The sequence below is a fragment of the Glutamicibacter soli genome (assembly GCF_003309065.1).
GTDB lineage: Bacteria > Actinomycetota > Actinomycetes > Actinomycetales > Micrococcaceae > Glutamicibacter > Glutamicibacter soli.
The window spans coordinates 124,410-146,302 of sequence record NZ_POAF01000004.1 but is presented as its reverse complement, the minus strand read 5'-3'; the positions used below and the strand labels follow the sequence as shown (position 1 = coordinate 146,302).

The 21,893-nt window shown below is 58.6% G+C and carries 16 protein-coding genes and 1 pseudogene; 6 read left to right on the top strand and 11 right to left on the bottom strand.

Translation table 11 applies throughout. The features are described 5' to 3' along the window. Positions 1–6: 6 nt before the first annotated feature. The 9 genes and pseudogenes from C1H84_RS09785 to C1H84_RS09745 all read right to left on the bottom strand — a co-directional run bounded on the left by C1H84_RS09785 (position 7) and on the right by C1H84_RS09745 (position 10,944). A pseudogene (locus C1H84_RS09785) lies at positions 7–905 on the bottom strand (IS982 family transposase). Positions 906–1,400: 495 nt separating this feature from the next. Continuing rightward, the gene (locus C1H84_RS09780; protein WP_053799247.1) at positions 1,401–3,371 is read right to left on the bottom strand and encodes an acetoacetate--CoA ligase; all 1,971 of its coding nucleotides are present in this window, start codon (positions 3,369–3,371) and stop codon (positions 1,401–1,403) included. Further along, on the bottom strand, positions 3,368–3,841 hold the full coding sequence (locus C1H84_RS09775; protein ID WP_053799248.1) for a cupin domain-containing protein: 474 nt from the start codon (positions 3,839–3,841) through the stop codon (positions 3,368–3,370). Before C1H84_RS09775 ends, C1H84_RS09780 begins: the two co-directional genes overlap by 4 nt. 134 nt (positions 3,842–3,975) lie before the next feature. Next, positions 3,976–4,992 carry a fumarylacetoacetate hydrolase family protein gene (locus tag C1H84_RS09770; RefSeq protein ID WP_053799249.1) on the bottom strand — a complete coding sequence of 339 codons (1,017 nt, stop codon included), beginning with the start codon at positions 4,990–4,992 and terminating at the stop codon, positions 3,976–3,978. An 83-nt stretch (positions 4,993–5,075) separates the two neighbouring features. Further along, positions 5,076–5,906, bottom strand: coding sequence for an ABC transporter substrate-binding protein (locus tag C1H84_RS09765; RefSeq protein WP_053799250.1), 831 nt, complete (start codon positions 5,904–5,906; stop codon positions 5,076–5,078). Continuing rightward, the gene (locus C1H84_RS09760) at positions 5,903–6,934 is read right to left on the bottom strand and encodes a fumarylacetoacetate hydrolase family protein (protein ID WP_113607303.1); all 1,032 of its coding nucleotides are present in this window, start codon (positions 6,932–6,934) and stop codon (positions 5,903–5,905) included. The genes C1H84_RS09765 and C1H84_RS09760 overlap by 4 nt, the downstream gene beginning before the upstream one ends. A gap of 29 nt (positions 6,935–6,963) precedes the next feature. Continuing rightward, on the bottom strand, positions 6,964–7,902 hold the full coding sequence (locus C1H84_RS09755) for a VOC family protein (protein WP_053799251.1): 939 nt from the start codon (positions 7,900–7,902) through the stop codon (positions 6,964–6,966). A 57-nt stretch (positions 7,903–7,959) separates the two neighbouring features. Further along, positions 7,960–9,465 carry a bifunctional 3-(3-hydroxy-phenyl)propionate/3-hydroxycinnamic acid hydroxylase gene (locus tag C1H84_RS09750; protein WP_082344920.1) on the bottom strand — a complete coding sequence of 502 codons (1,506 nt, stop codon included), beginning with the start codon at positions 9,463–9,465 and terminating at the stop codon, positions 7,960–7,962. Between the two features lie 102 nt (positions 9,466–9,567). After that, on the bottom strand, positions 9,568–10,944 hold the full coding sequence (locus C1H84_RS09745) for an aldehyde dehydrogenase family protein (RefSeq protein WP_113607302.1): 1,377 nt from the start codon (positions 10,942–10,944) through the stop codon (positions 9,568–9,570). 171 nt (positions 10,945–11,115) lie between these two features. Between C1H84_RS09745 and C1H84_RS09740 the strand changes: the two genes are divergently transcribed. Both C1H84_RS09740 and C1H84_RS09735 read left to right on the top strand, forming a co-directional pair. Then, positions 11,116–12,129, top strand: coding sequence for an ornithine cyclodeaminase family protein (locus C1H84_RS09740; protein ID WP_113607301.1), 1,014 nt, complete (start codon positions 11,116–11,118; stop codon positions 12,127–12,129). Positions 12,130–12,170: 41 nt separating this feature from the next. Beyond that, positions 12,171–13,190, top strand: coding sequence for a dihydrodipicolinate synthase family protein (locus C1H84_RS09735; RefSeq protein WP_053799255.1), 1,020 nt, complete (start codon positions 12,171–12,173; stop codon positions 13,188–13,190). 258 nt (positions 13,191–13,448) lie between these two features. On the opposite strand, the gene C1H84_RS09730 is transcribed toward C1H84_RS09735, so the two are convergent. Together C1H84_RS09730 and C1H84_RS09725 are read right to left on the bottom strand one after the other, a co-directional pair. Beyond that, positions 13,449–14,810 carry an MFS transporter gene (locus C1H84_RS09730; RefSeq protein WP_082344921.1) on the bottom strand — a complete coding sequence of 454 codons (1,362 nt, stop codon included), beginning with the start codon at positions 14,808–14,810 and terminating at the stop codon, positions 13,449–13,451. Positions 14,811–14,822: 12 nt separating this feature from the next. After that, positions 14,823–16,082, bottom strand: coding sequence for a substrate-binding domain-containing protein (locus C1H84_RS09725; protein ID WP_113607300.1), 1,260 nt, complete (start codon positions 16,080–16,082; stop codon positions 14,823–14,825). Between the two features lie 122 nt (positions 16,083–16,204). Here C1H84_RS09725 and C1H84_RS18000 point away from each other — a divergent pair, with 122 nt between their 5' ends. The 4 genes from C1H84_RS18000 to C1H84_RS09700 all read left to right on the top strand — a co-directional run bounded on the left by C1H84_RS18000 (position 16,205) and on the right by C1H84_RS09700 (position 21,814). Further along, positions 16,205–17,716 carry a sugar ABC transporter ATP-binding protein gene (locus C1H84_RS18000; RefSeq protein WP_146956012.1) on the top strand — a complete coding sequence of 504 codons (1,512 nt, stop codon included), beginning with the start codon at positions 16,205–16,207 and terminating at the stop codon, positions 17,714–17,716. Continuing rightward, positions 17,713–18,672: an ABC transporter permease gene (locus C1H84_RS09710; RefSeq protein WP_113607299.1), complete on the top strand. Its 960-nt coding sequence runs from the start codon at positions 17,713–17,715 to the stop codon at positions 18,670–18,672. Before C1H84_RS18000 ends, C1H84_RS09710 begins: the two co-directional genes overlap by 4 nt. Beyond that, positions 18,669–19,688 carry an ABC transporter permease gene (locus C1H84_RS09705; RefSeq protein WP_053799260.1) on the top strand — a complete coding sequence of 340 codons (1,020 nt, stop codon included), beginning with the start codon at positions 18,669–18,671 and terminating at the stop codon, positions 19,686–19,688. The genes C1H84_RS09710 and C1H84_RS09705 overlap by 4 nt, the downstream gene beginning before the upstream one ends. Positions 19,689–20,506: 818 nt before the next feature. Further along, positions 20,507–21,814 (top strand): NADH:flavin oxidoreductase, encoded by a 1,308-nt coding sequence (locus tag C1H84_RS09700; RefSeq protein WP_181728097.1) that lies wholly within the window; start codon positions 20,507–20,509, stop codon positions 21,812–21,814. Positions 21,815–21,893 lie beyond the last annotated feature (79 nt).

Below are 21,893 nucleotides of genomic sequence, written 5' to 3'. Positions count from 1 at the left end.
GCGTCCTCAATGGTCATACGCGACCAGAGAGCGCTTGCGCGGGGCGCCAATCTTCCAGTTGTGCCAGATCCCTGCCGCCATGGCCAACAGCTTGCACGCCACCCTCGCCATCACCCCCTCCAAGGTCCGGGCCCCGTGGCGTTCCAAACCCAACTGCCCTTTGAGGGTGTCGAAGATCGACTCGACCCACTGGCGGATCCCGCCGAAATCCCCAAACCGCGGCTTCTCATCCTTCCGATCAGGGCGCAGCAAATGCGCTTTGAGGTCCCCGCTGATAAACGCTTCGAACTGTTTGCCGGCGAAGCCCTTGTCCGCCAGGATCACCTGCCCGTCGGCCACCAGGTCGCTACTGGCATCAAGCATCGTGGCGATCGCTTCACGCTCACCGATCTTCGGATTGGCCAACCCCCAGATCACCGGCATGCCCTCAGGGGTGGCGACCAGGTAAAGCCGGAACCCCAGAAATACCGTGAATGCGAGGCGCAGTACCCGTAGCCGGCCTGCCCGGCCAGGTCCGAGCGTTTCACCGTTTCGCGTGACTGGCCGCAGGGCACCGGGGTGGAATCCAGCAGCCGCAGCACGTCGTTCCAGGTGGGGACGTCCTTGGCCAGGACGCTCAGGGTATGGGACACCAGGGGCGCGGCGGCGCGGATCCTCTTGTTGTATCCGGATTGCTGGGGAATATGCGGGAACATGCCAGCCAGGTGGGTGCGGGCGTAGCGGATCCACCGGGACTCGGAAGCGTCCCCGTGCAGCAGGTGCTGGGCCACAGCCAGGCAGAGCAGTTCCGCGTCGGTGAGTAATTGCCGTCGTCCTCGTCGTGGCCTTGCGGGCATGGTTGGGATGACATGGTCGGTGACGAACACGTAGAGTTTTGTCAGGAGGGTGTTTAGGTTTTTGTTCACACCATAATTCTTAACACTCTCCGCTAAGCATTAAAAGGCCTCCTGACCAGATTTTTGATCTGTTTCAGGAGGTCTTTTGTGTTGGAGTAGTTTAGGACTTACTCATCTAGATCGTTTGAAAGTTACCGATTTAGGCACCCTCTGCTCGTTCAGAAATTCGGACACGCCAGTTTTGCAGAAGCTTCCTGCGCCTGTGAATACCTCGAAAGGACACGCCAGGTGGTCTGTCTAAGACCCTGTGCTACGTGTGAGTTTCTACGGATAAACAAGGCACCAGGCACACAGGTGACCAGATGCTCCAGGCCGGTGAAAGCGGTGAGGGCTGGTGCAGTGAAGGTAAAGTAAGCAACGTCAAGGTCTCTCGAAAATGGCAAGTGTGGTAACTTCCATTTTTCTGGAAGACCTCGACTTTTTCGTGCTTGGGCAACATGCCCGGATTCCCGTGGGCTGGTTTTCTTTGATCACACTCTCAATCTTGAAGATCCGCTTTAGTTCTTATAAATTCACCGATTGCTTCTCCAGCGCAAACTCGGAGTACACTTCCAGCAGTTCTGGATCATCCACTGCACCCAGATCTGCAACCTTCTCAAGCGGGGTCCCTTGAAGCATCCGCTTGACCGGAACCTCGAGTTTTTTGCCAGTACGAGTATGCGGAATAGCTCGCATGAACACAATCTCATCTGGTAGGTACCGGACCGATAGATTCTCCCGGATGGACCCGATGATTGCATCCTTAGCTACCTCTGGATCTGCCCCATTGGTCAATTGAACGAAAAGCGGCATATAGTACTCGGTACCCAGCTCCACCCCAACAACCAAGGCTTCGACAACCTCAGGCAGGGATTCAACAGCAGCATAAATATCTGCTGAGCCAAGTCGCAATCCATTACGGTTGAGCGTTGAGTCTGAACGACCATGGATGAGGATGCCTCGACGGGTGAACTCAATAAAGTCTCCATGGCGCCATACTGCAGGATACGTACTGAAGTAGCTCTCGTGATACCTAGTACCGTCATCTCCCCAGAAACTCAGGGGCATTGAAGGCATCGGCTGAGTGACTACTAGCTCGCCCTTGCCCGTAGTCGGGTCGCCTTGCTCATCCCATGATTCAACCCGCACGCCCAACGCTGGCGCTTGGATATACCCAACGTGGACAGGCATAGTCGGAGATCCACCCACGAATATCGAAGCAATATCCGTTCCGCCGCTCATAGAAGCCAGCCAGATGTCTCCCACATGTGCGTAGACCCAGCGGAATCCATCCGCGGACAGCGGAGAACCCGTAACTTGCAAGCTCTTCAAGGACACAAGATCATGCTGGCTCTTTGGCACCAAATCCGTGTTGGCACATGCATGGACAAAGCCCGCACCCACACCCAGAACCGCAACACGCTCGTCCGCAGTAATTTGCCAGACCCTATCCAGTGAAGGGAAAACCGGGTTGCCGTCAATAAGCACGGCCGTTGCTCCCACACCCAGAGCACTGACCAGTGCATTCCAGAGCACCCAGCTGGTCGAGGCCACGTTTAGGTAACGATCTCCTGGCCGCAGGTCAGAGTGAATCAGAAGCATTTTCAGCTCCTCAAGCAAGGCTCCGCCATGACCGTGCACAATACCCTTAGGAATACCCGTAGTACCGGAGGAGAACAGCACCCATAGTGGGTGGCTGAACTCAACGTCCGCAAAACGCAGTTCTGCAGGTTCGGCTACCGCCTTTTCCCAGGTGCTTGCCGGGATCTTAGTGTCGAATGTAGGAATCGAAGTGTGTCGCTCAACCCAGATAAGCTGTTCCACGGTGGGCAACTGAGCGATAATTTCATTCAGTTCATCCCGACGGTCACGGTCCTTGCCACCCAGCATGTAGCCAGGCGCTGCAAGCACTACTTTCGGTTCCAGCTGAGCAAAACGCGAAACGACTGCGCCGGCACCAAACTCGGGGGCGCAAATCGACCAGATGGCACCAAGCGAAGCTGTGGCGAGCAGACCCACCACTGCTTCGGCGACATTCGGGAGGATCGCAACAACACGATCACCCTGACCCACGCCTTGCGTACGCAAGTACTGTGCGAGGGCCGCAACTTCGCCGCGCAAAGACTCCCAACTCGTTTCCTCACGCCCGCCATCTTCCGAAATGGCAATTAACGCGGTGCCCTCATGACCATGAAGCAGGTGCCTGGCAAAATTCAGCGTACGTCCGGGGAACCATTTTGTGTGGGGCATTGGGTCTTGGCTTACAACGTCACCGGCCACACCCCCAAATTCCACTCCAGCAAATTTGGCAAAAAGTTCCCAAAATTCTGCAGGCTCATCAACTGACCACTGCCAGAGTGAATCATAGTCATTTTTGGAGTCATGGCCATGCTGCGCAACGAACTCGGCAAACCGTGCGACACCGGTCTGCGTAATTCCTGCGCTATCCGGCTGCCAAATTATTTCACCATCTGCTGCGGCGATATCGATAATCATGATGCATCCATAGACGTTGAATTTACTCGACGCTGACTCGCAATCTCTGAAGCCGAGATCGGTTCGGTGCCAATCAACACAAACAGGACTCTGGCAGTTTTGTCAGTTCGATTTGACCATGCATGACTGGTAGCTCGCTGTACCGCTACGTCTCCGGCTCGCATCGTGGCCTCACCATCATCAACGAGTAGAGTGATTTCGCCTTCCAGAACTACCGCGTAATCCAAGGATTCGGTGCGGTGGAACCAGAAGTGCTTCCCTCCGCTGCGTTCAGCACCGACTTCCGCTTCCTCATGGCCGTCCAACTCGTCAAAGATCGCCGAATTTGCTTCCTTGGGGTAGACGGAATCAGGCGGAAAATCCGCGATCCGCATAATCGTCTCTCCCGGGGCCGGGAAACTTGGAATTTCCGTGTCAGCACTGGCCATGTCAGTATCGCTGACGTGGTCGATAACGCCGGCCTTGGTCATCCACGGAACCGTGGCTCCAAAGCCTGGAATCGCGTCCGAGGAGAAATGGTGCGGTGCGTCTGCGTCCGACAGTATGACTGCGAGACCTTGGTCATTGTGGCCGGTAACTATCCGGCGAACTGGCGGGCGGGACATTACGCAACCCAGTTTTCGTGTGGGTACTGGCGTGGCTCTGGCCACCAAGGAGCCTTCTCGCGTTCCTTGGATATTGGGGTTCGCAGCGTACCAACGCCCTCGACCTCGAGCTCGATGACATCGCCCGGCTTGAGGAACGTACCGATTTCTACACCGGCACCGAAGCCCATGGTGCCGGACCCGATGAGGTCCCCTGGCTGCAGGCGGTCCGAGATCGAGACGTAGGCCAGCAGTTCCGCGGGGGTGTAGACGAAGTCCTCGACCTTGGTGTCCGAGAGCACCTCGCCGTTGACGCGGACCTGGCCGTGCAGTCCCTCGAGGGAGTCGATTTCGTCCATCGTGGTGACCCAGGGTCCGATGCCGTAGCCGAAGTCCTTGCACTTCTGCGGGCCCATGCCGATGGGCATTTCCGCGCCCTGGATGTCGCGGGCGCTGAAGTCGTTGAAGACGGTAATGCCGAAGAGGTGCTCCATCGCGTTATCCGGGGTCAGGTTGCTGCCGGACTTGCCCACGACGTAGCCGATCTCCAGTTCCCAGTCCAATTGTTCGGTGAAATCAGGGTAGGGCAGTTCCTGGTTATGCCCGTAGGACATGGCGGTGGTGCCCTTGAAGTAGCCCGGGCGGTCGTAGATCGAGCGTGCCGGCTGCGCCTTGGCAACAATCCGGTGGAAGTTCTGGATGTGCTTCTCGAAGGTCAGCCCGTCGCGGATGACCGGGGAGTCAACGGCCGCGCGCCAAGAGACTTCATCAATGGCGAAAGAAGCATCATCAGCTGCACCCAAGGCGTCATGCGCGGCGTCAAGGAAGATAGAACCTCCCCCGAGTCCCGCGGCCAGGCTTCCGGGAAGTACCGCCAGAGCAAGTTCTCGGGCGCGCTCTGGTTCGGCACCTTTGCGCTGCAAGGTCAGTGCGTATGACCTCGCCAGATCGATAACTCGGCCGGAGTCCGGCTCCGCGGCAACCAGGCGAATCTGTTCACCATCGGGGGTGTCTACTGCAATGCGCCCAAATTTCATGGCTTCTCCTGCTCTGTAATAGATTCGATACGTATAGTATCGCATTAAGGTTACGAAAATGCAATGCTTCAAAAACTCATGGTTCAGCTGGCCCGCAGCAGCGGCCCAGTTTCGCACAATTCCGCCAGCGGCTTGCGGCCTGAGAGCATTCCGAGTCCACGGCGAATCTGCGTGAGCAGCTCCAGGCCCATGGGATCCACCGATAATGTCCTCGCCCGCGCAGCCCATGCAGTTGCCGCGGCGGACTGATAGCCATGACGCTCAAGCAGCGCCACGCCGGCCTGCTCGTCCATCGATTCACCGGACGCGGCACCGCGTGCCAGCGCACGCATGTATCCGGTGAGCTCCTCAGATCCCAATAACTCAGTACGCACCACCAGACCTTGGCCCGGCAGCTGCGGCAGAAGTTCGTTCACCTCTGACACACACCTCATACCGGCTTGTTCAGCAAGCTTGTCGAATGGCGGGCCGAGCAGGCTCGCGTCGATTTCTCCGGCTAGCAGTGCTTCAAATCGTTCGCGTACCCCGCCGATCACCACATAATCCACGTCGATTCCTGCGCCGCCCAGCAGATGCCGTGCAAGTAGGGCAAAACCGTTATCCGGGGCGTCCACGGCGAACCTGAATCCAGCCAGATCCGCCATAGTTGCCATCTCATCACGCGCATAGATGCCCAGCGGGGTGGTCGCCTCGACTTGAGCAATGAGACGCAACCGAGCACCGGCCCGGTCCCATTCGAACAAGTTATCCATGGCGGTGATGGCCACGTCAATGGTGCCGTCCAGCAGCCCGGCGAGCTGCTCCGCGCTGGAGGTGGTCCGGGTGGACTGAACCTCAACGCTATCCAAGAATCCCAGCTCGGTAGCCAGCAGGTAGGGTACCGGCGGAACGAAGTGGCTTTGGCGCAGTATCACGAGGCTGCCCCACCGGCCGCGGCAACCGCAATCGGACGGTCTGCGTACCAGGGAGGCAACTGCCCGGAAGGTCCGCGGACCGTCGAGCGCTGGGCCCCGAGACCGGTGATCTCCGCTTCCATCACATCTCCATCACGCAGGAACCGACCCCAATGCGAACCATTGCCCGCCGGAGAACCGGTGATCAGCACATCACCGGGTTGCAGTACCGCGACAGAGGATGCGTAGGCGATCAGGCTCGGGATGTCGAAGAGCAGGTCATCGGCCAGGGCATCTTGCATCAGCGTGCCATTGAGGCTCAATTGGATCCGCAGCTTTGCCGGGTCCGGCACATACCGCTTCGGCACCACATAGGGCCCTGTGGGGAAGAAAGTCGGCTGGTTCTTCGACCGGAACCAGTCGGTACCCATCATCGCAATGTCGGTGCGCGGCACGAGAGCGCGCGAAGTGACATCGTTGACGATAGTGTACCCGGCGACGTAATCCATGGCACCTGCTGCCGCAATCCGGTGCGCCTTACGACCGATGACCACACCCAGCTCCAGCTCCCAGTCGACGTTGCCGCCGACATCGGGCAACTGCACGTCGTCATATGCGCCACAGACAGCGGAGGGGATCCCGGTCCAGACGTACGGATCACCAGTACGGCCACGTTCGTCGATTTCGGCCGCGGCGTCGGCCGCCAACTGATTCTCGTCGGCACCTTCTTTCCCCAGCTTGTGGGCAACGCTCATCTGAATGACGTGCTCACGGTAGTTGGCCCCGGCGGCGATGATGGTGCCCACCGGCTGCAGCGGTGGAAGCACCCCCAACCCCGCCAGCGGGCGTGCACCTGCGGCGGCCGGGTCGAGGAACTCGATTAAGTCCAGATTGTTGTCCCAGTCGGCAAACAGGTCCCCGATCCGGGTGATGCCCGGCAGCACGCTGCGCAGGTTCACGACCTGGTCCTCAAAGACGGCCCCGGGAAATTGCTCCGTGCCATCCTCGAAGGTGCCCAGCTTGAATCCGCCGATGCGATTTTCCTTCATGACTCCTCCACGTTCCATCATGTTCTTGCCTATACCGGTGGCGGGACGAAAAGACCTTTGTCCTTGTCGTTGAACATTTCCTTGGCAATGAATTCATCCATATCCCCGCCGGTGCCCCACTGGTCCGAGGTCATCGGATCAGAAGTGTCGTAAATGCTCGGGTGCCAGGTGTCCTCGTCGATCGAATCAAGTTCGGTGGTGAATTCCATGGTGTTGCCGTTGGGATCGTGGAAGTAGGTGAAGGTGTTGTCCCCGGCGCTGTGGCGTCCCGGTCCCCAGATTTTCTTGAATCCCGAGCGCAACAGCTTGCCGCTGCCGCGCATGTACTCGTCGATCCCGCGCAGTTCGAAGGACGCGTGCTGCAGCGAGGCGTGCGGGCCGCGGGCAATGGCGATGGAGTGGTGCTGCGAGTTGCATCGCAGGAAGTAGAACAGATCCCCCACGCGCGGGTGGTTCAGTGTGTCGGAGAGCCGGAAGCCCAGGTGCTGCTCATACCAAGCGAGCATCTTCTCCGGTTCCGGGGAGTTGAGCACCACATGGGATAGGCGCACCGGGATGGCTTCGCGTTCCTCGATTTTGCGGTGCTTGCGCACCTCGACATCCGAGGAGACCTCGATGGTTCGTCCTTCCAAGTCGAAGAATCGGAAGCCGTACCCCCCGCCAAGCGTTTTGAGGTCATCGGGTTCGCCAATGAGCTTCACCCCCTTGGCAATGAGGTCCGAGGCAAGCTGGTCCACCGCGGCATTGTCGGCAGCGCCGAACGCGACCATGTCAAGGCGCTTTTCGTCGGCCTCGCGGACGCGGACCGAGTATTGCTCCGGGGAACCTTCGGCGGCAAAGTAGGTCACTCCGCCGTCGTCCTGCATCTCGGTCAATCCCCAGTGGTTCTTGTAGAAGTCAACCTGTTTTTTGTAATCAGGCACCGCGATATCGAAGTGACGCAGGTGTGTGATTGGGCTGAAGGCCATGATTTTCTCCTGTAGTTCTTTCCGCCTGGGCGGAGGTGTGTCTTGAGAATTTTTGGGCTAGAGGTTCGCCGGCACGTCGTGGCCGACCTTCGGGATGCTGGCAGCGATGCGTTCGAGTGCTTCGGGGGTATCCCCGAGACCCAGGATGTAGCGGTCCGGACGGACAACCACGACCTTGGCACCGGCGGCTTCAAGAATCCGGCCGGCCTTGGCAGGATCAAACAAGACGACAACGAAATCGTTGTCCTCGAGCTGGCTGCGCAGCCCAGCCGGCACGGCGGAATAGATCTCCGGAGTTGTTGCCACCAAGAAGCGGGAACCGACCATGTCATCCAGGCGCACCCCGTCGGCGAGGATCGGCTGCGTGGCCAGATGTCCGGCGCGGCTGTCGATTTCCCCCTCGTGCAGACCCGGCCCCAGTGGGGGTGCGACGGGTGCCGAGGCCGCGGGATTGGCGCGGATGAAGGCATCACGCTGCTTAGCGACCTCTGCATCGGTGGTCTGCAGGAAGCCCGCGGCATTGGCAGCCTGCTCCACCCAGAACCGTGCGTGCGGCAAGCGTTCTGACTCATAGGTGTCAAGCAGGCTGTCATCGGCAGCGCCGCGCTTGACTGCGTCCAGCTTCCAGACCAGATTGGCGACGTCGCGCATTCCGGCGCACAGGCCCTGTCCGAAGAGCGGTGGAGCCTGGTGGGCGGCATCGCCGGCCAGGAAAATGTTGCCGGCACGCCACCGCCGGGAAATGCGTCCACGGAATGTGTAGGTCGCCAGGCGGTCTGCAGTGAATTTACCTGCCGGCAGCACTCCGCGGCTGAGGCGCTCAAGGCCCGCCGGGGTAGTAATTTCCTCGGGGTCGTCCCCCGGCATGAGCATAAACTCCATGCGCACACGTTTGCCGGGGAGCCGTATCCACAAAGCAGGGCGGGTATGGTGACCCAAGAAGATCATGTCCGAGGACAATCCGGGGCTGTCTTCAAGGATCCCGTCGGCAACCAGCCATTGCGCATCCTCGCCGATTTTTTCGGTTTCGATGTTCAGCGCTTTGCGGCTCTGCGAGCGGGCTCCATCAGCTGCGATGGCCCAACGGGCGCGGATCAAGGATTCCTCGCCATCCTCGTTCTGCACCGCAACTTCGACGCCTTCGGCAACATTGCGCACTGAAAGCACCGTCATGCCGCGGCGCAGCTCAACGCCTGGCAGTTCCTCTACGACCTCATGCAACAGGCATTCGATCTCAGGCTGGTGGAAGGTCAGATCGTCGTGCCATCCCTGCGCCCCGAGCTGGCCGGTTGGCACGGCAATCAAGACTTCGCCCGCCTCGTTCTCGATATGCATCGAGGCCATCGGCAATGTGGCCTTGGCGAAGCGCTCTGCCACTCCCAAGGATTGAAGAGTGCGGAAGATCTCTCCATCAAAATGCACGGCGCGTGCCGTCGGCCACGCCTGAATCTCGCGCTCTACCCCAACGGCGCTCAGGCCGGCGCGACCCAGTAAGGCCAATGCAGTAACGCCCACCGGTCCACCGCCAACCACCACCACGTCAACTTCAACGATCTTTGCCATCTCACTCCTTCAAGTTCAGTACGTATCGTTTCGAATAAATGTAACACCCGTCACGACCGCACACAAGTGGCCAGGCCGGCAGGACTGAATGAATGCTCCCGTCTAGGCCTTCCATAGCGTTTTGAGGTTGCAGAATTCGCGAATACCTTCGGCGGCCAGCTCGCGGCCAAAGCCCGAGCGCTTAATCCCACCGAATGGCAGCTCTTGATTTGAGACCGTCATCCCGTTGATGAACACCGCTCCCGCCTCGAGCCGCTCCAGGAACCACTGCTCTTCGGCGGCGTCATTGGTCCACAGCGCGCTGGAGAGGCCAAAGGTGGTCTGGTTGGCAACCTGCAGTGCTTCTTCCCGGTCCCGGACCCGGTATAGCGAGGCAACCGGGCCAAAGGCTTCCTCTTGGACCAGCCGCATTTCGTCACTTAGCCCGGCAATTACCGTAGGCAGGTAGAAATACCCTTCACCCTGCGGGGCTGAGCCCCCGACAAGCACCTGTGCACCCAGGGCCACCGCGTCATCCACGAGACCGGCCAATTCGTCGCGTCCATCGGCGGTGGCCAGTGGACCAACTTGCGTCGCCGGATCCATTGGGTCGCCCACCACGAGCTCACCCATCAGCCGTGCAAATTCAGCAGCAAATTCGTCATAAACATCGGTATGCACAATAAAACGCTTTCCCGCGATGCAGGATTGGCCATTATTGCTAATCCGCGCCCTCACTGCAGTAGCCGCCGCAGCAGGAACGTTGGCCGAATCCATGACAACAAACGGATCCGAGCCACCCAGTTCGAGCAACGACTTCTTCACATGATCCGCAGCAATCGAAGCCACCGAACGCCCTGCAGGTTCGGAACCGGTCAGGGTCACGGCCTTAACCCGCGGATCCGCGATAACCGGGGCGACCGCGCTGCCACCGATGAGCAGCGTGCGGAATGAGCCCGCAGGGAAGCCCCCTCGTTCAAAGAGAGTGTCCAGGTAGATTGCCGACTGCGGCACATTCGAGGCGTGTTTAAGCAGACCGGTATTGCCCGCCATCAGCGCAGGAGCTGCGAAGCGGATGACCTGCCAAATGGGGTAGTTCCACGGCATCACCGCAAGCACGGCGCCTAATGGCTGATAAGTAGTCCATGCCTTTGAAGCGCCAACAACCGACGGGTCTTCCAAAGGAGTATCGGCCAAGAACTTTTCGGCATTATCAGCATAGAAATGCATCGACGCCGCGGACTTGCGCACTTCGGCGACCGATTGCGCGATAGGCTTTCCCATCTCCAGGGTGATCAGCCTTCCCAGCTCTTCAGCTTCAGCTTCCAGGAGCTGGGCGGTTGCTTTCATCCATTCGGCCCGCCGCGCGTAGCTGGTTCCACGCAGGATCTTCGCTGCCTCGTCGGCAGAGGCGATGCGGCGCTCCACTTCTTCGGTGGAGTGGGCCTCAAAGACTTGTTCGGTGACGCCGGTGGTTGGATTCACTGTTGAGATTGCCATGGTTTTCAGTTCCTTTGCTGGGGTACGTTTTCGTCATTTTCGAAAACCTGTTGCTCCGAGTATATGAGATACGATTCGTATCGGATAGTATCTATCCTAACGCCACGTGATGTGATGCACATGACTGAGCATGCTTCGTCGTGTTCCAGACTTTCAAAGGAGTGAACGCCCATGAGTGCAGAAGGAAATCTGCCGCAGGACTTTCCGCTGTTCCTGACCGACGCTGATGTCGCTCACCTCTCGGATTGGCCCAGTGCTATTGAGGCAATTCGCGAGGCCTACAGCACCGACAACGACGAGCTGCGAACCCCGGGACGAATTTTTGCTCAGTCCCCGCAAGAGTGGTTGCGCATCATGCCGTCGGCCCCTGCCAGCGGTAAGGTCTTTGGTGCTAAGTCCATCGCCGGATCATTCACCGATGGGCTCACCGTCAGCTACCTGATCTCCTTGTTCGATAAGAACACCGCAGACTTGGTGGCACTGATAGACGGCAACCGGGTAACCGGTTTGCGCACCGCCTCAACCACCGCTGTTGGAGTTTCCACTATCGTGCCGCAGCGCGCAATGCGCGTAGGCATTATCGGCTCGGGATTCGAGGCCCGCTCCCACCTCACCGCCTTCTCCCACCTGATGAAGTTCGCAGATATCCGCGTGTTCAGCCCCACTGTGGCCAACCGCGAAGCTTTCGCGAAGGAATTCGACGGTGTTTTTGACGCTCCGGCACTCGCTGTCGGCTCGGCTCGCGAGGCTGTCGAAGGCGCGGACCTGATCCTCTGCGCCGCCCGCTCGCGCAATGAATCGCCCACCGTGCAAGCCGACTGGGTTGGCGCCAACGCTTCGGTTGTCTCCATCGGTTCCACTACCCCGACCCAACGTGAACTACCCGTCGAATTGATTGGCCGGGCAAGCACCATCGTGGTGGACACCTATGAAGAAGTAGTCCATGACAGCGGCGACATGATCGCCGCGCGCGCAGCCGGAATCGATGTAGACGCCGTAGTACTGCCATTGCAAGCTGCGCTAGGTGCTGAGAGGCAGATCGACACCGAGACGGGGATCAGGATTTACAAGTCAACGGGCTCTGGCCTGCAGGACATTGTTGTAGCTGAGATGCTGCTGAACCGAGCACGCACTGAGGGAGTAGGCACGGCCCTGCCCGTCGGCATCGTTACAAGCCGCAAATAACTAACTTTTTAAGACACCAACCCAAAAACAAGGAGTAACTCATGGTGGATTACGCCAAGTCCGAAGCCCGTTCCTGGGCCCGAGAGAATTTCACCGGCACCGTCGCGGTGACCCACCCGTCTTTCACGCCAGATTTTTCTGCAATCAATGAAAACGCAATTCGCCATGACATCCTGCTGCTCAAGGAACGCGGTTATGCCGGTTCGCTGATTGTGGCCGAAGCGAATGTGACTCCGGAAGAAAACGCGCGGATCACCGCGATTGCCCGCGAAGCGGCCGGTCCGGACTTCGCGTTGTTCTTCCACGCGATCTTCGGCACCCTGGAAGAGAACATCCACGCCGCAAATCTGGCCGAAGCCGCGGGCGCAGACCGCACGCTGCTTGCCTACCCAGCATCCTTCTGGCCAACAAATTATGATCAGGTGTTCGACTACACCAAGAAGTTCACCGATGAAACGAACATGGCAGCCATGCTCTTCCCACTGCCAGCGTGGGGATTTGAACGCATCCACCCGGCTGGCATGAGCGTTGAGTTTGTGCGCCGCATATTGGACGCGATGCCAAGCATCGTGGCGATCAAGGCAGAACAGGGTTACCCAGGCATTCCCGGCGTCATGGAGATGTACCACCACTTCCGTGATGAGGTCGTCATCTCCTGCCCCATCGAGTCCGAAATCATTCCGCTGATGTCCGTCTTGGACATGCAGTTCTCCGGTACTGCGAATACCAACTGGATGGGTGACTACTACCCACGCGCGTTCGAGCTGGCCCGGACCGGCAAGTGGGAAGAAGCCATGGAACTGTACTGGAAGGTCCAGCCAGCTCGCGCGGCAAACGGCGCAGTTTCCGCGACCTCCACCCCGGGTACCAATATGATCAACCGCACCCAGTGGAAGTACCAGGAATGGCTTTCGGGCTTCAATGGCGGTGCACTGCGTCCACCTGCAGCCAAGCTTCCTGACCGCTTCATGAAGCAGCTACGCGCAAGCCTGGAAGCTTCCGGCCTTCCGGTCACCGACTCACCGGATGAAGAATTCATGCGCGGACGCGTCTCCGCCTAGCAGCCAGCGCACTGCAGCACGAGGGTTCATAAGCCCCCTGAGGAAACGCAAACCAGCTCTTTGGATTGCATACTTCTCCAGGGGGCTTTCAGTGCGTGGCAGCAACACATGACCCAAGCCGGAACACCGTTTTTGCTATGCCTGATGCGCGTAGCCATGCGCGCAAAAAGACTCCCGTTGCAGCGAAGTATCGTGAAGATATTTCGCCGCAACGAGAGCCTCAAAGCTCGCTCGGACTATGCGCCATTGATCAGTGGGTCAGTCCCCCACGCTTTGCAATGGTGTTTTTCTTTTCGGTCCTGGTTTGGCAGCGTTCGAACCATCAAATGTTTCTTCCGCTGCTTGGAAGTGCCGGGACTGCTGACGCAATCCAGCCAACGCGCCAAGCAGGACCCCGATAGGCAATAACAGCACCAAAAAGATACCAGACAAGCCCATACCGGTGGCGATCAGTGTTCCTCCAACTACCCCGCCTGTCGCGGAGCCGAGTCGGCCACCGAATTCAGTGACTCCCATGCCCAAACCACGCGCGCTCTCCGGGAAGCTCATGGCCGCAAGAACTCCACGAGTTGGCCCAAAAGAACTGGGCAAAATAAAGCCGGTAATCCCCAGAATGACTAGCAATGAACCAAAACTTGGTTCACGCGCCATAGAAACCACCAGTGCCATGACCGCGGCCAGACACAAGGCACCACCAATCACCGTGAATCGGGAGCCGCGTACCAGGAGCAACCCCAGTACGATGCTTCCCAGCACGCTGGTGAACCCGTAGAGACCCACAATGGTGCTGCTTTGCACCGTGCCCAAGCCAGGAACGGGCAACTGCAACAGTGTAGGCAGATACTGTGCAATGAGCAGCTGAGTGCCCAACGAAAAGAAGCCAAAGATCCACAGCAGCAAAGTGGTGGTCACAAACTTCTTCCCCAGGTCACTGCGGACCGAGACCCGATCTTTTGCCAGCACTTTCACCGGTATATTCCCAGCCAGCTTCACCGCACGGCGCGCCGGTGACTCGGGTACTACGAAGGCCAGTACAACGATAATCACCAGGGGAATCACGCCGCCAACTATCAGCAGCGCCCGCCATCCTACGGTGGGCAGCAGGAAGCCTGCGAGGGTGGCGCCAATGGTGGTTCCCAGTCCAACACCGGCATAGGCCGCTGCGAGCAGGGCGGCCCGACTACGTGCCGGAACCAGATCCGCCAGCAAGGTGTTGCCGGAGGCCATCGCAGCACCCATTCCTACACAGCCAAGAAGACGCCAGATGACAAATTGCGTAAAATCTGCGGACGTACCTCCCAGCGCGGTGGCGGAGCCGAAAATAACGACACTGAGGATGAGAATAGTCTTGCGTCCCCACCTCACTGATAAGGCACCGGAAATAATGGCGCCCAAACCCATCGCGAGGAATCCCACGGCGACGACGAAGGCGATGCCGCCGCCCACCGAAACTCCCCAATCTTTGATGAGCGTGGGGAAAACGTGGCTGACTATCGTCACGTCCATGCCGTCAGTCAACAGCACCAGCGTAATCATCGTGAAGTAGAGCCAGTGGCGCCCAGTCAGACGCTCACGGGGTGCATGCGCAGCAGGCACAACATTTTCAGTGTCGTGATTCATGCCTAGTTCGCCTTATTTGCCGGGATTCGAAAAGAACTGGTCAAGCTTCTCGGTGGGCAGATAGTCATCCGGGCTTCCGGCCAGATCGGTCAGATCGCTAGGTTCCCACGTGGCGTCAGCAACCTGCTCAAGGTTCTCGCGCGTCACAAGCACCGAAGGCTCCACAATCTGGTTGATCTTCGGGCCTTCACCCTTCAGTATGCGCAAGGCCACCTCAACGGAAACTTCGCCGGTGCGAACTGATGGAGTAGTGGTTCCAAAGTACGGGTACTCGGGATTGGCCAAGGCCCAGGAGGCAAAGCCGTGGCTTGAACCGTCATCTGCAATCGGTGGAACGTCCATGCCAGCTTCTTCAAAGGCATTGCGAATACCAACACCCATGGTTCCGGCCTGCATGACCGCATCAACGCCCGCCGGGTTAGTGGCAAGGAACTTCTGTACCTCAGCCTGCGCGGTGGCCGGCTGGAAGAATCCGGTCACCGAACCAACGACCTTTACATCCGGGCAAGTCTCCAAAATGGCGTCCATGCCAATATCGGCCAAGGTGGAGCTTGGAATGCCTGGGATACCGGCAACTCGAAGCACGTCGCCCTTGCCGCCAATGGAACGCATAGTTCCGGCGGTGACTTCGGCAATCGCCAATGGCACATTGCGCGTTACGGTGACGGCATATTCGGAGTCGATAGGCACCTGGGCGGCAACCAACGGGATACCGGCATCAAAGGCCTGTTTTGCCAGTGCAACCGATGGTTCCGGAGCGATTGCCGTATAGATGATGACATCCGGCTTCAGGGCAAGGGCCTCATTGAACTGCTGGAGTTGCAGTGGCACGTTGGATGGATCATCCGGAGCAAATTCGCCCAGAACCTCAACGTCCGCCTTCTTCAAGCTCGCACGAATCGACTCGGACATGGAGGCAATAAAGGGGCTGGCAGGTGGCATCCCCACCACGGCGGCGGTGAAGCCCTCGGTCTTCTTTGACTTATAGTCGGCCCACGCCGACGTGCGTACCTCGTCCGGATGCAGGGAGTACCCATCAGCGATTTCTGGCGAGAAATCTTTCAACAGACCGTTGGGATCATTGGCTGCACCTTTGGGAACCGAACCACATGCGCCGTCTGCGACAGGCCCGGATTGGTTGCTTGCTGCCGCACCGTCGGCGGCAGGATCCGCACTGGTGCCTCCCGCACAACCCGTCAATGCCAGGGCACTAATTCCCAGAATCGCTGCCCCAAGCTTTGAGATTCGTGGAATTTTGGTGTTTTTCTGCATATCGAACTCCTCATCGAGTGAAACGCTTCGTAGCGTATCGCATAAGACTAGACACACGCGGTACGGTTCGTCTAGTTTCGAATGTAGCGGGCATCACAAATTTTCACAAAAGGGGACCACCAGTGACACATCAGCCAGCAGGCCTAGAGCTCAAAGGGGTGAGCAAACGCTTCGGCGCTACACAAGCACTGAGCGACGGCCAGCTCCACCTCCGACCCGGTGAGATTCACACACTCTTGGGCGAAAACGGTTCGGGCAAAAGCACCCTCGTAAAGATCATTGGCGGGGTGCACCGGCCAGATTCGGGAACCCTGACTTTTAATGGCGAACCGGTCTACAGCCGCTCACCCAAACAAGCGGCGGACTTGGGAATCGCTACGGTATTCCAAGAAGTCTTAACCGCCGGGAGCCAAACGGTACTCGACAACGTCTGGCTTGGTTCACACGGCATTTTTCGACACAAATTAAGCCGCACCAAACAGCGCATGCTTGCCCAGGAAGTACTCACCCGCATCGTCCCAAACATTGATTTGGACCAGCCGGCGGGACAACTTTCACTGTCCGAACGTCAAGCGGTGTGCATCGCCCGGGCACTGGTCCGAGGCCCGAAAGTTCTTGTGCTGGACGAATCGACGGCATCCTTGGATGTACAAACCAGGGACCGTCTCTTTGCTGAGATGCGTCGACTCACTACACTCGGCACCGCGATTCTCTTCATTTCCCACCGGATGGACGAAGTGGCAGAAATTTCGGATCGAGTCTCAGTGCTGCGCTCAGGGCACAGCGTCTTCACCGTTGAACGCGACAACCTGTCAATCGACGCCCTTATTTCCGAAATGACCGGGCGCTCCGATCACGAGGTGACGGTACGCCAACCTCATACGCCCGGAGAATTGCTCCTTCGAAGTCTTGACCTGCGGCTGACGCCCACGTCGACAGCCATCAATCTGGAACTGCGCGCCGGTGAAATCGTGGGACTGGCCGGGCTCGAAGGCCACGGCCAAGATCTATTCATCAAACGCCTCGCAGGTGTTGCCTCCGGTCCGGGAACGGTAGTGCGCACCGGGGAGAAAGATACGCAGACACCGCTGACTGCTCGTAATGGCGACCGCCTCGGCGTGGCTTATCTGCCACGTGAACGCCGCGGCGAATCGCTATTCGAGTCGATGTCCATCCAAGAGAATTTCGCTCTGCCCACGTTGCATCAAGATCGCCACCGCGGGCTGCTGAACACTAAGAGCATCTCCCAGAGATTCAACGCATTCGCCCAATCGCTGGCACTTCGCTTCGGCACCGCCAAAGACGCGATTTCCACCCTCTCCGGAGGCAACCAGCAAAAGGTCTTGCTCGCCCGATGGCTCGCCACCGACCCCAAGGTATTGCTTCTGAACGACCCGACTCGCGGAGTAGATATCGGCACCAAGCGGGAGATCTATGCAATCTTGGACCGACTCAGCGCCGAAGGGCTCAGCGTAGTGGTGCTCTCCAGTGAAGTCGACGAACTCGTTGACCTGGCGGACCGAGTTTTGGTCTTCCGCGATCAGCAAGTATTTGCCGAAATCGCCCATCCCGAGCTATCCACCGAATCAATTGTCGCGGCCTACTTCGGCCAGAAATCAGAGGTGCACTCATGAGCCGCGTCCAACAGCTCCTCCAACGCTGGCCTTTCGCCTTTGCACTGCTGCTTGCACTCGTTTTGCTGGTACTGAATCTCCTTATTTCCCCGTCCTTCTTATCCCCGCAACGGCTTCCCGCCACGCTTTCCACACTGGCCCCGTTTGTGCTCGTAGGGTTTGCCTCAACGCCGGCCATCCTCTCTGGAGGCATCGATATTTCGGTGGGCCCGCTGGCAACTTTCATCAATTGCTTCTTTGTCGCCATCCTGATTCCCGCGGGGCTGGGCAACTGGCAGGTGGCTGCGCCCCTCGTGCTATTGCTGGCCGCAGCCATCGGGGCAATCAATGGGGTACTGATCGCAGTTTTGCGCTTGCACCCCGTGGTCGCCACCACCGGAATGCTCTTCCTGCTCATCGGATTGTCGCTGACCATCGCGCAGAACCCGATTGCAGCCCCGGATAACTGGACCGAGGTCTTCGCAGGCAGCGTTGGAATCATTCCTGGCGCACTGATCTCCATCGGTGCCGCCGCTCTGATTTGGTTTGGACTGCGCCGTACTGCCTTTGTCAGCAACCTGCTGGCCACGGGCGAAAGTGATATTTCGGCGTTCGGCTCTGGAGTGAATACCACCGCGGTGCGCATTCTCGCCTACTCGGTAGGCGGCTTGTTCGCCGGTATCGCCGGTATCGCGCTAACTGCCATTGTGCAGTCCTCACAGTCTTCCTTGGCCACCACCTACGCGCTGCTGGGATTGGCGGCGGCGGTGCTTGGCGGGACCAGCCTGGCCGGAGGCCGAGGCGGGTTGCTCGGCGCACTGTTCGGGGCCATCTGCATCTACCTGCTCCAACAGCTGCTGACCGCCTCCGGCGTCGCACCTAGCCTGATTCAGTTCGCCTACGGCGCTCTGCTCGTCGTAGGTGTCGTCTTGGGAGCCACGTTACTTACTCCACGGTTAAAGAAGGTTCGATCATGAGCAAGAGCACCACCATCAGAAAGCAAACGGCCTCGGCAGAACGACGCCTCGGCCCGAAGATCAAGCGGATACTTGTTGAGCTGCCAGTATTGCAAGCCTTGGTCTTGCTCGTCTTGGCGGCTTGGCTATTGATCAGCATTCCCTCCATCTTCAACCCACGTTCGGTGACCTCGTTGCTGTTGATCGCATCCTTGCTGGCACTAGCGGCGATGGGCCAAACATTGGTCGTCATTCTTGGTGGATTGGATCTTGCAACGCCTGGCTACATACTCTTTGGCGCCTTCATGGCAGCCAATGCCACGGGCAAACTGGGCCTGTCGCCAATGCTGGCAATACTGCTCACCATCCTCGTGTGTGGCGGCATCGGCGCCCTGATTGGCTGGATCTGCCATCGTTTTGCCGTCCAACCACTGGTAGTCACTCTGGGCACCGGCGCAGCTCTAACCGGCGCCACGCTGTTCTTGGCGGATGGCGATTATTCCTCGGTACCCCATGATTCGCTGCGTTCCCTGGCCAGCCTTCGCGCAACGACCTTCGGGCTTCCGTTCCCACCAATCATTCTGATCGTGTTGCTGCTCGGTGTCGCCCTGTGGGTCTTCTTGAACCGCACCACCGCAGGACGCCGGCTTTATGCGACGGGAGTTAACTTCAGAGCCGCGGGACTGACAAGAATACGAACCTCAATCGTCTGGGTTCTGGTCTTTGCCGCTTCCGGTGCCTTCGCTGGCCTTGCCGGGGTATTCATTGCCGCCTATGGTTCGGGCTGGTCACAGACCATCGGCGATCCCTACCTGTTTTCCGGACTAGCGGCGGTGCTGGTTGGTGGAACGATCTTCGGCTCAATCCACGGCAGTTATACCCGCACGCTGCTGGGCGCACTGATTCTCACCTTGCTTTCGACGATCATTGTGAGCAATGGATTATCCGAGGCGCAAAGCCGCATCGTGTTCGGCGTCATCATCCTCGCCGTGGTTTCGCTCTATGGACGCGAACGGCACGTACGCAACAGGTTCTAAGCAAAGTCTCGTTTTCGCACAATACAAAGCAGGCGGTTGCCCAGGCCATTTGGCCTGGGCAACCGCCTGCTTTGATTCGTCTGCTATAACTCCCGCGGTTTGCGGGATCCCTTAAGAGAGCCCACACCAAAGCTCATGAAGTTCAGCCCCAACGATGAGCAGCCCGAATTCCCCTGCTGAGACTTGCCCCATAGCGAGAACGGAGTATCGACCGGAGCAAGATGGATTAGGACCAGATGCTTGGCCCCGGCAATTTCCGCCACGTCGCGGCCACGGTTGTAACCGAAGCCATCAGCACATTCTGAAGTTCATCATTGAGCAGAGAAGGACGACAGTCACAGCGGTTTGGATGATCGTTGGCATGGCATCCAGTCCTACTTCCTTGAAGAAGCCTTGCACCTTGGCGACATCCACGTGTGCGGCGTCGACTGTGGTGGTGACTCACACGGCGAAAGGCACTGTTTCTGATTCGGTGGTCGAATGAGCCTGCTCCGGCAAAACATCCTTCCATCAAATGCGCCCCGGCGGTTAACGCAAAAGAGTGGGTGGAGGCTAGCGGCTTAGGGCACATTGTCAACGTCGGCCCCTTGCCCCTCCGGCGAATTGAGGCCATTACCCCAAGTCGGCGATTCGTTGGCCCATTTTCCGCCAGCTGAGCGGAAGTCTTCAGCAGGTCATAGTCTGAAAAATTCTCGAAAATGATATGCGCCAGGTCACAAACGCGATACGATACGAAACGAGTCGAATTCAATTACTGATGAGCTTTCCGAACGTTTGCAGTCCTTTCAAGGAGAAAAATGTCTACCGAGACCAGCACCGTGTCCGCCTCCAAGGTTCTTTCCAGCTCCTGGAAAATCGACGGGCTGACGATCAAGAACCGCTTTGTGCTCAGCCCGATGGCAGTGCTGCAGCCAACCAAGGACGGAAGTCCCAGCGAACAGACCATCGCTTTCCTCACCACCCGCGCCAAGGGCGGCGCGGGTCTGCTGATCGTTGGCGGCACCGTGGCCACCGAAAGCGGATATGCGGAGGCACCCTTCCAGCCACTCATGCGTTTTGATAATGACCGGTTCATTCCAGGACTCAAGAAGATGGTAGACGCGGTCCACGCGTACGGCGTTCCTCTCTTCGCGCAGATCTTTCCGGCCTTCGGCGCCATGGGAGTACCGGGAGAGGGACGCACCACCCGCGCCGCCAGCCCGAAGCCGGTGCGCATGGCGGCACCGCGCTTGCCCCATGGAATGTATATCCCCGGCGGACGGACCAACCCAACTCCTGAAGAAATCACCAGGGAAGAGCTGCTCGAGGTCCAGAACGAGACCGTCGCCGCGGTACTTCGCGCCAAGGCAGCGGGGTTCGACGGGATCGAGATCGGTGCCCATATGCGCTACCTCTACTCATCCTTTTTCTCCCCCCGCACCAACTGGCGCAGCGATGAGTACGGTGGCAGCGCGGAGAACCGCGCCCGCTTCCTAGCGGACACCATTAGAGCGATACGTGCCGAAGTCGGCCCCGACTACCCGGTGGGCGTACGCATGAGCGTGAACGACCATCTGCCCGATGGGCAGGGTCCGGAAGGTTTTGCCGAGGTCATGACCTATGTCGTCAAGGAAGGTGTCGGGTACATCGCGCTGACCGATGCGAATTACGAGTCGATGGACGACAATCTCCCGTCCTCTTCCGGACAGATGCTGGCGCACAGCGAGCCGCAGATCTTCCGCAAGTATTTGCCGAATGTTCCGCTCTTGCTCAGCAACACCTACGAACCGCAGCAGGCTGCGCAAGCAATCGAGGACGGCTATGCCGACGGAATTATGCTCGCCCGCCAGCTGCTGGCCGACCCCGAATTCCCCAATAAGGTACTCCAAGGCCAACAGGAAAAGATCAACTGGTGCGACCATGACAATTCATGCTTGCGTCGATTGATTCTCAACGTCCCGGTTCGTTGCCACCTGAACCCTGCCATGGGTCGTGAAGCGGCACTGGCCGGTGCCGAAGAATCCTTGGCTACCAAACTGAAGCGTCCGGTAGATGCCTTTGTCATTGCCGCAGCAGGGTCGCCGTCGCTGATGGGCCTTGCCGACAAGCTGGCCAACGCCAAGATGGCCAAGGACGCCAAGAAGTAGTCCACTAGGAAACTGCATCCGGATTCCAGACGGAACTCGGGCGCAGTTTTGCTATGTGCTTCTGGTCATTGAAGTACAA